At 55.4% G+C, this 13,083-nt stretch carries 13 protein-coding genes; 10 read left to right on the forward strand and 3 right to left on the reverse strand.

The annotated features are described in order from the left end of the window. The gene (gene secF / locus ACJJIB_RS06630; protein WP_444888288.1) at positions 1–1,002 is read left to right on the forward strand and encodes a protein translocase subunit SecF; all 1,002 of its coding nucleotides are present in this window, start codon (positions 1–3) and stop codon (positions 1,000–1,002) included. Between the two features lie 135 nt (positions 1,003–1,137). On the opposite strand, the gene ACJJIB_RS06635 is transcribed toward secF, so the two are convergent. From ACJJIB_RS06635 to pyrC, 3 genes are all read right to left on the reverse strand, one after another. After that, complete coding sequence (locus ACJJIB_RS06635) at positions 1,138–1,332, reverse strand: PFL_1563 family small protein (RefSeq protein ID WP_252084941.1); 195 nt, start codon at positions 1,330–1,332, stop codon at positions 1,138–1,140. 174 nt (positions 1,333–1,506) lie between these two features. Further along, on the reverse strand, positions 1,507–2,181 hold the full coding sequence (gene rnt, locus ACJJIB_RS06640; RefSeq protein ID WP_252084942.1) for a ribonuclease T: 675 nt from the start codon (positions 2,179–2,181) through the stop codon (positions 1,507–1,509). Between the two features lie 90 nt (positions 2,182–2,271). Next, positions 2,272–3,303 (reverse strand): dihydroorotase, encoded by a 1,032-nt coding sequence (gene pyrC, locus ACJJIB_RS06645; RefSeq protein WP_444888289.1) that lies wholly within the window; start codon positions 3,301–3,303, stop codon positions 2,272–2,274. A gap of 321 nt (positions 3,304–3,624) precedes the next feature. On the opposite strand from pyrC, the gene ACJJIB_RS06650 reads away from it, so the two are divergent. The 9 genes from ACJJIB_RS06650 to ccoS all read left to right on the forward strand — a co-directional run bounded on the left by ACJJIB_RS06650 (position 3,625) and on the right by ccoS (position 13,080). After that, the gene (locus tag ACJJIB_RS06650) at positions 3,625–4,845 is read left to right on the forward strand and encodes an argininosuccinate synthase (RefSeq protein ID WP_252084944.1); all 1,221 of its coding nucleotides are present in this window, start codon (positions 3,625–3,627) and stop codon (positions 4,843–4,845) included. Between the two features lie 187 nt (positions 4,846–5,032). After that, positions 5,033–6,487: a cytochrome-c oxidase, cbb3-type subunit I gene (gene ccoN / locus ACJJIB_RS06655; protein WP_252085974.1), complete on the forward strand. Its 1,455-nt coding sequence runs from the start codon at positions 5,033–5,035 to the stop codon at positions 6,485–6,487. An 11-nt stretch (positions 6,488–6,498) separates the two neighbouring features. Beyond that, on the forward strand, positions 6,499–7,116 hold the full coding sequence (gene ccoO / locus ACJJIB_RS06660) for a cytochrome-c oxidase, cbb3-type subunit II (RefSeq protein WP_252084945.1): 618 nt from the start codon (positions 6,499–6,501) through the stop codon (positions 7,114–7,116). Positions 7,117–7,134: 18 nt separating this feature from the next. After that, complete coding sequence (locus tag ACJJIB_RS06665; protein ID WP_252084946.1) at positions 7,135–7,371, forward strand: cbb3-type cytochrome oxidase subunit 3; 237 nt, start codon at positions 7,135–7,137, stop codon at positions 7,369–7,371. Beyond that, positions 7,371–8,279, forward strand: coding sequence for a cytochrome-c oxidase, cbb3-type subunit III (gene ccoP, locus ACJJIB_RS06670; protein ID WP_252084947.1), 909 nt, complete (start codon positions 7,371–7,373; stop codon positions 8,277–8,279). The genes ACJJIB_RS06665 and ccoP overlap by 1 nt, the downstream gene beginning before the upstream one ends. A 139-nt stretch (positions 8,280–8,418) precedes the next feature. Beyond that, positions 8,419–9,837 carry a cytochrome c oxidase accessory protein CcoG gene (gene ccoG, locus ACJJIB_RS06675; protein WP_444888290.1) on the forward strand — a complete coding sequence of 473 codons (1,419 nt, stop codon included), beginning with the start codon at positions 8,419–8,421 and terminating at the stop codon, positions 9,835–9,837. An 84-nt stretch (positions 9,838–9,921) separates the two neighbouring features. Further along, entirely contained in the window at positions 9,922–10,446 is a 525-nt protein-coding gene (locus ACJJIB_RS06680) for a FixH family protein (RefSeq protein ID WP_252084949.1), read from the forward strand. Continuing rightward, complete coding sequence (locus tag ACJJIB_RS06685; RefSeq protein ID WP_444888291.1) at positions 10,443–12,887, forward strand: heavy metal translocating P-type ATPase; 2,445 nt, start codon at positions 10,443–10,445, stop codon at positions 12,885–12,887. The genes ACJJIB_RS06680 and ACJJIB_RS06685 overlap by 4 nt, the downstream gene beginning before the upstream one ends. 16 nt (positions 12,888–12,903) lie before the next feature. Further along, the gene (ccoS, locus tag ACJJIB_RS06690; protein ID WP_252084951.1) at positions 12,904–13,080 is read left to right on the forward strand and encodes a cbb3-type cytochrome oxidase assembly protein CcoS; all 177 of its coding nucleotides are present in this window, start codon (positions 12,904–12,906) and stop codon (positions 13,078–13,080) included. Positions 13,081–13,083: the final 3 nt, after the last annotated feature.

Here is a 13,083-nt window from a genome sequence, read left to right on the forward strand (position 1 = left end):
ATGAGTGAGACCAAAGTGGAAAGCGGAAAGATTACCGAGTACATGGGCAAGCGCGTGTACGACTTTATGCGCTGGCGCAAGTTTGCCACCGTGCTGTCCGTTGTACTGGTGCTGGCTTCGATCGGGATACTGGCGGCCAAGGGCCTGAAGTTCGGTCTGGATTTTACCGGCGGTACCCAGGTAGAAGTGGGCTACGAAGTTACTCCGTTTATTAACGACGTGCGCACTCAGTTGGAAGATGCCGGCTTCGAAGGCGCCACGGTTGTTAACTACGGCTCCGATAACGAGCTAATGATCAAGTTGCCCCCAGAGGTAGCCGAAGAAGAGACTCGCATTAGCGCCACCGATCAGGAGACCACTACGCCTATTGGTGACAAGGTGGTAGAGGTTCTGCGTGCAGGTAGTGAGGGCACCGTCACCCTGCGCCGGGTCGAACTGGTCGGCCCGCAAGTGGGTGCTGAGCTGCGCGACGACGGCGGCCTGGGTATGTTGGTGGCGCTGGCACTGGTAATGATGTACGTGGCTTTGCGTTTCCAGTACAAGTTCTCGGTTGGTGCGGTAGCGGCATTGGGCCATGACGTCATTATTGTGCTGGGCTTCTTTGCTCTGATGGGGCTGGACTTCGATCTGACCGTGTTGGCGGCGGTGCTGGCGGTGATCGGTTACTCGTTGAACGATACTATCGTGGTATCCGACCGTATCCGCGAGAATTTCCGCAAAGTACGCAAGGCAGAGCCGGAGGAGATTATTAACATCTCCATCAGTCAGACACTGGGCCGTACCTTTATGACCTCTTTCACCACCTTGTTAGTGCTTTGGGCACTGCAGTTCTTTGGTGGTGAGCTGATCCACAACTTCTCCCTGGCGTTGATCGTCGGTGTGGTTGTGGGTACTTACTCGTCTGTTTACGTCGCTGCGAACGTGCTGATGGCATTGAAGATCAGCAAAGAGGATCTGATGCCGCCGGTGAAGGAAGGTGCAGAGCTGGAAGAAATGCCCTAATCGGGAAGAGCTTCCAAATAAAAAAGGCCGCTGCTTAGCGGCCTTTTTTTTGCCCCGATTGTTCAGTTACTGATAAGTAAGCACTGCAATCGGGGTTTTCACTGTGGGGTGATTTGCCTAGCTAGTTGCAAACAGTTAGCTGCGAGGTTTTTTGCCCAGAGTGATATGTTTGGGACCGGAAGTGTTGGTCTGGCCGCTGACACCCTTGGGGACCTGCTCGATCTCGCCACCCTTCTCCAAAAAGGCTTGCACTTGCGCCTCAATACTCTCGCTGGTCTCTAAGGGGGCGGTCTGCTTACGACTGGAAGAGGAGGATGCTTTTTTGGCCACGGTGACTGTCCGGTGTTTTGGGTTGGCCAGTCATCATACAGCAAATTGGATAAAAAAGCATCCAACTGCCTAAGTGGCACTCATAGTGCACAGTTTGCCGCCATATACAGAGGTTGTACTGTCACTAAAGGGTGGTTTGTGGGAGAGGGCCAGTTGCACTGGCCCGAACGAGAATTACTCGGTCTCTTGCTCCAGGAGTTCGGTATTCGCCACTGGCCAGCCACCCAGCTCCCGCCATTTGTTGACGATACCGCAGAACAGGGTTGCGGTTTTTTCCGCGTCGTATTCGGCGGAGTGGGCGCAGCTATTGTCGAACTCAATACCGGCTACCTGGCAGGCTTTGGCTAGCACGGTTTGGCCGTAGGCGAGTCCGGCGAGGGTAGCGGTGTCAAAGCAGGAGAAGGGGTGGAAGGGATTGCGCTTGATCCCGGTCCGTTCAACCGCGGCATTCACAAAGCCCAGGTCAAAGTGGGCGTTGTGGGCAACCATAATGGCGCGGGTGCAGCTGTGTTTCTTCACGGCACTGCGGATCTTGCGGAACATTTCCGGCAGGGCGATTTCCTCGGGCCAGGCCTCGCGCTCGGGGGATTCCAGATCGATGCCGATAAAGTCGAGCGCCGATTGCTCCACATTGGCGCCATCGAATGGTTCCAGGTGAAAGCTGTGGGTTTCCAGCGGGAAAAGTTTCCCCTCTTCATCCATATCCAGGATTACCGCCGAAATTTCCAGCAGGGCATCGGTGCGCGCATTAAAGCCGCCGGTTTCCAGATCGATCACAACCGGCAGGAAGCCGCGAAATCGCTGGGCAAGGGAGCTCTTTGGTCCTGTGGGTTCTTCGGCCGGGGTCACTTTGGGTCCTTGTAAATCTCAGTTGTGCCGGGATAAATCCGGCGGGGTAGGGGATTCGCGGGCTTGGGCCCGCGAGGGTTTGAACTGGAATTATACGAGCTTCCAGTTCAGGGTTTCACCGGCGGCCAGGGGGATCAGCTTTTCGCCGCCCATATCCAGCGCTTCGGGAAGTGCCCAGGGCTGCTTCACCAGAGTGATGGTGTCCTGATTGCGCGGCAGGCCGTAGAAATCCGGGCCGAAATTGCTGGCGAAGCCCTCGAGCTTATCCAGCTTGCCGGCGCGCTCAAAGGCTTCGGCGTACAGCTCGATAGCGGAGTAGGCGGTGTAGCAACCGGCACAGCCGCACTCGTGCTCTTTCTTGTGGTGCGCGTGGGGGGCTGAGTCGGTGCCGAGGAAAAATTTCGGGCTGCCACTGGTGGCGGCTTCAATCAGTGCGGACTGATGATCGCCGCGCTTGAGAATTGGCAGGCAGTAAAAATGCGGGCGAATACCGCCAACCAGCATATGGTTGCGGTTGTACAGCAAGTGGTGCGCGGTAATCGTCGCGGCAACGCCTTCGCGGGCATTTTGCACAAACTCAGCGGCATTGGCGGTTGTGATGTGCTCAAAAACCACTTTCAGAGTGGGGAAATCTTCTACCAGGCGCGCTAGGGTCTTCTCGATAAATACCTGCTCGCGGTCGAAAATATCGATATCGCTGGTGGTGACCTCACCGTGTACCAACAGCTTCATGCCGCAGGACTGCATTTCTTCCAAAGCCGGGTAAATATTGGCAATGTCAGTTACGCCGGAGTCGGAGTTGGTGGTGGCACCAGCCGGGTAGAGTTTTGCTGCGATTACGCCGCTGGCGTGGGCCTGGCGAATCACTTCGGCATCGGTCTTGTCGGTGAGGTAAATCACCATCAGCGGTTCAAAAGTGTGGCCGGCTGGGATATGCGCGAGAATGCGTTCGCGGTATGCGGCTGCGCCTTCACCGGTGGTGACGGGCGGTACCAAATTTGGCATCACAATTGCGCGGTGAAATTGTCGGGCGGCATCGCCAACGGTGCGTTCCAGGGCGGTGCCATCACGCAGGTGAATATGCCAGTCGTCGGGGGCGCGAAGAGTGATTTGCTCCGTCATGGTACTCCAGGATATCAATTGCTGTAGAAGTGTCTCTGTGCGGCGCGCATGCTACCCGATGCAGGGTCAAAATGCGATGCGCGAACCGGTTAAAAGTTAATCAATTGTATAGACTCTCACCTTGGCGCTAGTCGATTGCGAGCAGAGGCGCTACAATCGCGCCCCGATAAAGTGTGTGGGTATTAATTGTGCCCATAAATACCGAGCCTGGGCATACCTCCAAGAATAACCTCCCCCAGAACGAAACAAACTTCACAGATAGGTGATTCCAATCGCCGCACTTTGATCGTGGCGGCAAAAATCCAGCAGCAGAGGACAGCAATGAGCAAAATCGAGAAGGTAGTACTGGCATATTCCGGCGGACTGGATACTTCAGTGATTGTGCGATGGCTGCAGGATACTTACGGCTGTGAAGTAGTGACGTTCACTGCGGATATTGGCCAGGGTGAGGAAGTTGAACCGGCGCGGGCCAAGGCCGAGGCGCTCGGTGTGAAAGAGATTTATATCGACGATCTGCGCGAGGAATATGTGCGGGACTTCGTTTTCCCGATGTTCCGTGCCAATGCGATTTACGAGGGCGAGTATCTGCTGGGCACCTCCATCGCGCGTCCGCTGATCGCCAAGCGCTTGATTGAAATTGCCAACGAAACTGGTGCCGATGCTATTTCCCATGGTGCCACCGGTAAAGGCAACGACCAGGTGCGCTTTGAGCTGGGTGCCTACGCACTGAAGCCGGGTATTCAGGTAATCGCGCCCTGGCGCGAATGGGACTTAAATTCCCGCGAAAAGCTGATGCAATACTGCGAGCAGCACAAGATTCCAGTGGATTTCTCTTCTACGAAGAAAAAATCCCCTTACTCGATGGATGCCAACCTGCTGCATATTTCCTACGAGGGCGGCATCCTCGAAGATCCCTGGGCGGAAGCCGAGGAAGATATGTGGCGCTGGAGTGTGAGCCCGGAGGCTGCGCCAGAAGAGCCGACTTACATCACCATCGGCTTTGAGAAAGGTGATCCAGTCTCAATCGACGGTGAGCGTTTGAGCCCGGCCACCCTGCTGGAAAAACTGAATAAGCTGGGTGGAGCTAACGGCATTGGCCGCCTGGATATTGTGGAAAACCGCTATGTGGGTATGAAATCCCGCGGTTGTTACGAAACTCCCGGTGGAACAATTTTGATGAAGGCGCACCGCGCTATCGAGTCCATTACGCTGGATCGCGAAGTGGCGCATATGAAAGATTCCTTGATGCCGCGCTACGCGGATCTTGTGTACAACGGTTACTGGTGGTCGCCTGAGCGCCGCATGTTGCAGGCCGCTATCGATGAATCCCAGGAAGTGGTGAATGGTGAAGTACGCCTGAAACTCTACAAGGGTAGTGTCAGTGCAGTAGGCCGCCGCTCTGTAGATAGCCTCTTCGATGAGCGTATCGCAACCTTCGAGGATGATGCCGGGGCCTACAACCAAAAAGATGCAGAGGGCTTTATCAAGCTCAATGCCCTGCGCCTGCGCATCGCCGCCGGTAAAGGAAGAAAATTGATTTAGTCGGCTTAGTTGATTTAGATCAGTCAAGGCTGGAAATGGATGCGCTTAAATCCTTTTCTGGCCAACAGTGACAGTTATGTGTATGCCTTCGACGTTATAAGCGGGTTCATACATGACTGCTGCAGACCCAGTGGTGGGCCAGGCCCGCTCAGTGGAACCGAATTTTAAAAGCAACGGAAGTAAAAACATGACGACAACGGTGGCAAAGACCGGCCCGGTGCCGGACTATGACTACAATATCGTGCGCCAGTTCACCATCATGTCCGTGGTCTGGGGCATCTTTGGTATGGGCATGGGCGTATTGATCGCGGCTCAGCTAGCCTGGCCCGAGCTGAACGATTTCTGGCAGCCCTTCTCGCACTTCGGGCGATTGAGGCCACTGCACACCAATGCGGTTATCTTCGCATTCGGTGGTAGTGTTCTGTTTGCCACCTCCTACTATGTGGTGCAGCGCACCTGTCAGGTTCGCCTTTGGGGCGGCTGGCTGATTCCCTTCACCTTCTGGGGATGGCAGGTCGTTATCGTGGCAGCGGCTATTACCCTGCCGATGGGCTTCACCTCCACCAAGGAATACGCTGAGCTGGAATGGCCGATCGATATCCTGATCGCCGTAGTTTGGGTGGCTTACGCACTGGTGTTCTTCGGCACCATCATGAAGCGCAAGACTTCCCACATCTACGTTGCCAACTGGTTCTTCGGTGCTTACATCATCACCATTGCCGTACTCCATATTATTAATAATTTGGAAATTCCGGTTGCTCCGTTCAAGTCTTACTCCATCTACTCCGGTACCAAGGATGCGATGATCCAGTGGTGGTATGGCCACAACGCGGTAGGCTTCTTCCTGACTGCGGCCTTCCTCGGCATCATGTACTACTTCGTACCTAAGCAAGCTGGTCGTCCGGTTTACTCCTACCAGCTGTCTATCGTGCACTTCTGGGCACTGATCTCCCTGTACGTATGGGCTGGTGGTCACCACCTGCACTACTCAGCGCTGCCCGACTGGGCGCAGAGCCTGGCGATGGTAATGTCCCTGATCCTGTTGGCGCCTTCCTGGGGCGGTATGATCAACGGCATCATGACCCTGTCTGGCGCTTGGCATAAGCTGCGCACCGATCCTACCTTGCGCTTCCTGGTGGTATCCCTGTCCTTCTACGGTATGTCCACCTTCGAAGGCCCCATGATGTCTATCAAGACGGTGAACGCTCTGTCTCACAACACCGACTGGACTATCGGTCACGTACACTCCGGCGCATTGGGCTGGGTTGCGATGATCTCTATCGGTGCTCTGTACCACCTGGTTCCGGTTCTGTGGAAGCGTCGCGAAATGTACAGCACCAAGCTGATCAACGCGCACTTCTGGCTGGCCACTGTAGGTACGGTTCTGTACATCGCCGCTATGTGGGTTAACGGTATTACCCAGGGCTTGATGTGGCGTGCATTTAACGCCGACGGCACCCTGACTTACAGCTTCGTGGAGAGTGTTGTTGCGAGCCACCCGGGCTATGTGGTGCGCTGGTTGGGCGGTGCCATGTTCCTGGTAGGTATGCTGCTGATGGCTTACAACGTCTACCGCACGATTACTGAGAAAGTAAACGATGCCGAAGCCGATAACACCGTTCGTGCAGTGCCTGCGGCATAGGAGTTTAGATCGTGAAGAATCATGACATCGTAGAAAAAAATATCGGCTGGATGATCTTTTTCACCATTATCGCCATCAGCTTTGGTGCTCTGGTAGAGATTGTCCCGCAGTTCTTTACCAAGGCGAACTACACTCCGCTGCCGGGTCAGAAGCCGCTGACCGCAATAGAGCTGGAGGGCCGCGATATCTATATTCGCGAAGGCTGTCACGTATGCCACACCCAGATGGTGCGCCCACTGCGCGCCGAGGTGGAGCGTTACGGTCACTATTCCATGGCACAGGAATCCGTGTACGAGCACCCCTTCCTGTGGGGCTCCAAGCGTACTGGTCCTGACCTGGCCCGTGTGGGCGGCCGCTATTCCGATGAATGGCAGCGTGCTCACCTGTACAACCCGCGCAGTGTAGTGCCTGAATCCATCATGCCGGCCTACCCCTGGTTGTTCGACAATGTGGTTACTGGTAATTACACCGCGCGTAAGATGGAAGCGCTGCGCCTGGTCGGTGTGCCCTACACCGATGAGGATATCGCTAATGCCGCCGAGCCTTTCAAAGGTGGCAAGGTGAAAGAAATTGATGCGCTGGTCGCTTACTTGCAACAGCTGGGTACCCTGGTTACCCAAAAACGCTAATAGCGAGGAAGGAAACTCGTGACTATCGAAACTTTGCGGGAAATCGGACTGGTTCTGGGATCACTGGCCTTTCTGGCTATTTGCTGGTGGGCTTTCTCTCCGAAGCGCAAGAAGCGCTTCGAAGAAGATGCCAATTTGCCATTTGCCGATGATGAGCAGCAAGCCGATAAGGATGATTCGTCGGCTGCTCAGAAGGACGAATCCAAATCCGGGCAAAAGCCCGGGACTGAACGAAAACAGGGGCAGGATAAGTAATGAGTACATTCTGGAGTGTGTGGGTAATTGTACTCACCCTCGCCAATCTGGCGTTGATTACCTGGGTGTTGTTCGCCAACCGAAAAGTAGCGGTTGACGACCAGGCTGAACCGGAAAACAAAACAACCGGCCACGTCTACGACGGTATTGAGGAGTATGACAATCCTCTGCCCAAGTGGTGGTTCTTGCTGTTTATCGCCACACTGGTGTTCTCAGCAGTTTACCTGGTGATCTACCCAGGCCTGGGTAACTTCAAAGGCCTTGGTGGTTGGTCATCTGTCGGCGCGTTGGAAGCTTCCCAGGCTAAGGCCCAGGAAAAGTTCGACGAGCAGTTTGGCAAATACCTCGATATGCCTATTGAGCAGATTGCGCAGAGCCCGGAAGCCCTAAAAATGGGTTCTCGAATCTTCGCTAACAACTGTGCGGTGTGTCACGGTGCCGATGCCGGCGGTAACTTTGGCTTCCCCAACCTGACCGATAATGCCTGGCTGTACGGCGGTACACCGGAGAAAATCCTCGAGACCCTATACAATGGGCGTCAGGGTATGATGCCTCCACAGGGTCCGATTATTGGTGAAGAGGGTGTGCGCAATGCCACCGAGTATGTGCTCTCCCTCAATGGCCTGAACCACGACAAGGCGATGGCTGCTGAAGGCCAGAAGGTGTTTAACACTGTATGTATGGCCTGTCACGGAATGGACGCCAAGGGTAATCAAGCCCTGGGTGCTCCCAACCTGACCGACGATCTGTGGCTCTACGGCAGCAGTCGGGAGCAGATCCAGCACACCATTCGCAGTGGGCGCTCCAATATGATGCCCGCGCAGAGAGATAAACTGCGTGAAGACAAAATCCGCCTGGTAGCGGCTTATGTCTACAGCCTGTCCCAGCAGGACGAAGAACAGCAGTAATTTACTATTGAGGCCCGGCATTTGCTGGGCCTTGTTTTTTCAAGGGACTCCGGGCGCTGCAGGGACGGAGAAAAAAGCCTCAAAATAAGTGGCTACCTGGCCCGCGTACAAGATGTGTCCGTGCGAGAGTGAGGTTTGTGTGAGTGATTTAATTCCAACCCGTGAGGAACAGGAAGGTGATGGCGAGGTTCGCTATCGCATGCTGTATGAGTCGGACGATAAAATTTACATCCGACATATTAAGGGTGTTTTCACCCGTATCCGCAAATATACCGGCCTGCCGTTGTTGCTGGCTTTCTTCTTTCTTCCCTGGATCAATATCGACGGACGCCAGTCAGTCTTTTTTGATCTCCCCACCCGACAATTCCATATTTTCTGGACAACCTTTGGCCCCCAGGACGGCTTCCTACTAGCTTGGCTGCTGATTATTGCTGCCTTCGCCCTGTTTGCTATTACCACCTGGATGGGGCGGGTCTGGTGTGGCTTCACCTGCCCTCAGACCGTATGGACCATGATGTTTATGTGGGCGGAGCGTATCTGCGAGGGTGATCGCAACAAGCGAATGAAGCTGGATAAGGCCCCATGGAACGCGGAAAAGGTTCTGCGCAAGGGCGGCACGCACGCTTTATGGCTGTTGATTTCTCTGGCTACAGCCTTGGCTTTCGTTGGCTACTTCTATGGTATCCGTGAGTTGGTTGTAGACCTCGCCACCTTCCAAGCTCATCCGCAAGGTGTCTTCTGGGTGGCTTTCTTTACCTTTGCCACTTACATGAACGCGGGTTTCTTGCGGGAACAGGTATGTAAATACATGTGCCCCTACGCGCGCTTCCAGTCGGTGATGTACGACGAGGATACCCTTGCGGTTTACTACGATGCCAAGCGTGGTGAGACTCGCGGGCCGCGCAAAAAGAACGTGGACTACAAAGCCGAAGGTATGGGTGACTGTATCGATTGCTATTGGTGTGTGCAGGTTTGCCCGGTGGATATCGACATTCGCGATGGCTTGCAGTTTGAGTGTATCAACTGCGGTCTCTGTGTCGATGCTTGTAACAGCGTCATGGATAAGATGGGCTATGAGCAGGGCTTAATTCGCTTCACCTCTGAAGACGAACTACAGACTGGCAAGACGAACTTTTTACGTCCGCGACTGTTTGGCTACGCAGTCGTTTTGCTGGCCATGATAGGATTGTTTTCGCATCAGGTGGCAACTCGCAGTCCTATCGAGGCAGAAGTCACCCGTGACCGCGGTGCCCGTATGTATCGGGTTTCACAAGGGTTGGTGCAGAATGTGTATACCGTGAAGATCAGCAATATGGATCAGGCAGCTCATGAGTTCACGATCCGTGTTGAGGGCAATCCGAATTATGACTATTCGGTGCGCAAACCGCGCAATATTTACCTGAAGGCCGGGGAGATCTACCCGGTACCGATTCGGGTGAGTGTGCCCGAGACCCAGCTGAAGGACACCAAGCACGATATTGATATCGTGGTGCAGGCTGTCGATGACCCGGAGCTGGTCAATAAGCATCGAGCGGTATTTATTGGTCCCAAGCAGTAGACGGGAAGCCGTTCCCGTTGCAAAGTACGGGCCCGCTCAGGCGGGCTCTGCTTTTCTGCACAAAACGGTAATTTTGGTAACGCGATGAATGAACCAACGTCGAAACCCTGGTATCGGGAATTCTGGGCCTGGATGGTCTTGGCACCGTTGATTACGGTGGTTGTAGTCTCCTCTATTACGGTCTCCATTGCCGTGCGTTTTGCTGATGATCAGGTCAGCGATACCTACTACAAAGACAGCCGCATGTACCATTTTTCCGCGGAGCAAGACCAACGTGCCAAAGCTCTGGGGCTGGCGGCCTTGGTGCAGTTCCAGCGCACTGAAGGTGGCGTTACTGTCGAATTGAATGGCAATACCGACTACCCGGAAAAACTGCTGCTCACTCTGAGCCACCCGATGGAAGAGGATCTGGACCAGCATATTGAGTTGTCACAGCTCTCTGTGGGGCGCTATTCCGGTGAAGTACCGGGCGCCTTAAAAAGCCGCTGGTACCTGCGGCTGATGCCTGAACTTGACCCAAGTGCACACCAGCAAGCCGAGTGGCGTTTGAAAGGCGAGATCAACTTCGATCTGGGCAACGCGGCGCCCATGAACCCCGGCAGTCAATGAAGTCACCCTGTTATCACTGTGGGCTACCGGTTCCCGCTGGCAGTAATCACTCAGTTGTGATCGAAGGTGTCCCGCGCAGCATGTGCTGCCCGGGATGTGAGGCCGTGGCGAGTGCAATTGTCTCCGGGGGATTGGACGGTTTTTACCGTTATCGGGAAAAACAAAGTGATCGCCCGGAGCAGAACCAGCCACAGGATCGCTGGAGTGCTTATGATCTTCCCGAAGTGCAGCAGCAGTTTGTGCACGACTGGGACGGCGGACGCCAAATGGCGGCGCTGCTGATCGGTGGCATTACTTGTGCCGCCTGTGTCTGGTTGATAGAAAAACATCTGGGGCAATTGGCCGGTATCGAGAAAGTCTCGGTCAACGCCAGTACCCAGCGCGCGCAAATTGTTTTCGATCCAGAGCAGATTCAACCCAGCGCCCTGTTTGAGGCCCTGGAGCAGATCGGCTATCGCCCTGCGCCGGCGACTGCCGCCAACCGCGAAAGTGTAATTCAGAGTGAGCATCGCGCTGCCCTGCGCCGCCTTGGGGTCGCTGGTCTCGGTACCATGCAGGTGATGATGTTCGCCATCGCCCTCTATTTTGGTGCCGGCAGCGGTGATGTGGGCGAGTTCGAACGTTACTTCCGCTGGGTCTCCCTGCTGGTAGCCACTCCTGTAGTGTTCTATGCCGCGCGGCCTTTCTTTAGCGCGGCCCTGCGCAGTCTGCGCACGCGCCACTTAAGTATGGATGTGCCGGTTTCCCTCGCTATTGGCCTGGCCTATGGGGCCAGTTTCTATGCCACCGTATTTGGTACCGGCGAGGTATATTTTGAATCCATCTCCATGTTTACCTTCTTCTTGCTGTTGGGGCGCACTGTTGAGATGCGCGCGCGCCACCGAGCGGGGCTAGCCAGCGGTGGGCTCGCGCAGCTGTTGCCCATGACCGCGGCAAGATATGACGGCACTGAGGTTGCCCACGTCCCCGTAGCAGCCCTGGCGGCTGGCGACCGGATTTTACTGCGCCCCGGCGATACGATTCCCGCTGATGGTGAGGTACTCGAAGGTGAGAGTGGCGTAGATGAATCGCTACTCAGTGGTGAATCCGCGCTACAGCAAAAGACCGCGGGCAGTCCTGTGTATGCAGGTAGCGTCAACGGCGATTCCTGTCTTACCGTGCGGGTCACTGCCGCCGGTAAGTCCACGCGCTTGTCGGCGATTGAGCGCCTTGTGGAACGCGCCCAGCTGGAGAAACCAGCTCAGGTAGCCCTGGCGGATCGGGTTGCCGGCATTTTTGTCGGAGTTGTACTGGTTGCAGCCCTGAGTGCTTTCGCGGTCTGGTGGCAACTGGACCCGAGTAGGGCATTTTGGGTGGCCTTGTCCGTGTTGGTGGTGACCTGCCCCTGTGCTTTGTCTTTGGCGACACCTGCAGCATTGGCCTCAGCAACTCTGCGTCTGCAGGAGCTGGGCTTGTTGGTTGCTGGTGGCAGTCTTTTAGAGACCTTGCCCCGTATCAGCCGCGTGGTGTTCGATAAAACCGGTACCTTGACCCGTGGTGAGCCGCGTATCCTGCGTATTGATTTACTGCGTGATGGTTGGAGCGAACAGAAAGTCAAAGATGTGGCTGCAGCACTCGAGTCCCAAACTCACCATCCACTGGCGCGGGCATTTCGTGCCTGGCGTGGCAACCTGACTGCAAGCCAGCTCAAGGTACATACAGGCTGCGGCCTGGAGGGGCAGATAGAGGGCAACCGCTACCGCCTGGGCCGTGCTGATTTTGCCATCACGCAATCTATTGCGGCTCCACAGGGAGAGGGGCAGTGGCTGTTGCTGGCCGATGATATTGGCGCTATCGCCTGGATCGCGCTTGGCGATAAATTGCGGGACTCCGCCGTACAGGCGGTTGAGCAGCTGGGCCAAATGGGCCTGTCAGTTGAATTGTTGAGCGGCGACCAATCCGCTGAAGTGAAACGGTTGGCTGCCCAGGCGGGCATTGAAGGTTTCCGCGCTGGCGCATCGCCCGAAGACAAGCTCTCCCATATGAAGCAGCGGCAGGACGCGGGGGAGAAAGTCCTGATGGTGGGTGATGGACTCAATGATGTGCCGGTATTGTCAGGTGCTGACGCGTCGGTGGCGATGATGTCTGCCGCTGACCTGGCCCAATCCCGCGCGGATGCGATTCTGCTCAACGGGGACCTGCGGGTGTTGGCGCAGTCTGTCGCCCTGGCGCGTAAGTGTCGCCGGGTGGTACGTCAAAATCTGGCCTGGGCCCTGGGGTATAACGTCATAGCACTGCCCCTGGCGGTGTGCGGCCTGGTGCCTCCATGGGCTGCCGCTATTGGTATGTCTCTGAGCTCTCTGGTTGTGGTCATCAATGCACTGCGCTTGTCTCGAGCCGCACCTTCTACAGAGGACACCACCCGTGTAGAGCCCAATATTCGCCCCAGATTGGCGGATTAATACAGAGGAGTGAAGCGTGGATAGTCTCTATTTCCTGATTCCTATTGCGGTGGTATTTGTTGCTCTCGCCATAAAAGTCTTCTTCTGGGCCGTAAATAACGGCCAATATGACGATCTGGAGACGGAGGGACGACGAATCTTGTTTGAAGATGATCTGCAGGCATCATCCACAAAGACTGAGGAAAAGGAGTAGTAG

This window comes from Microbulbifer mixtoriginis (SeqCode) (genome assembly GCF_052467705.1).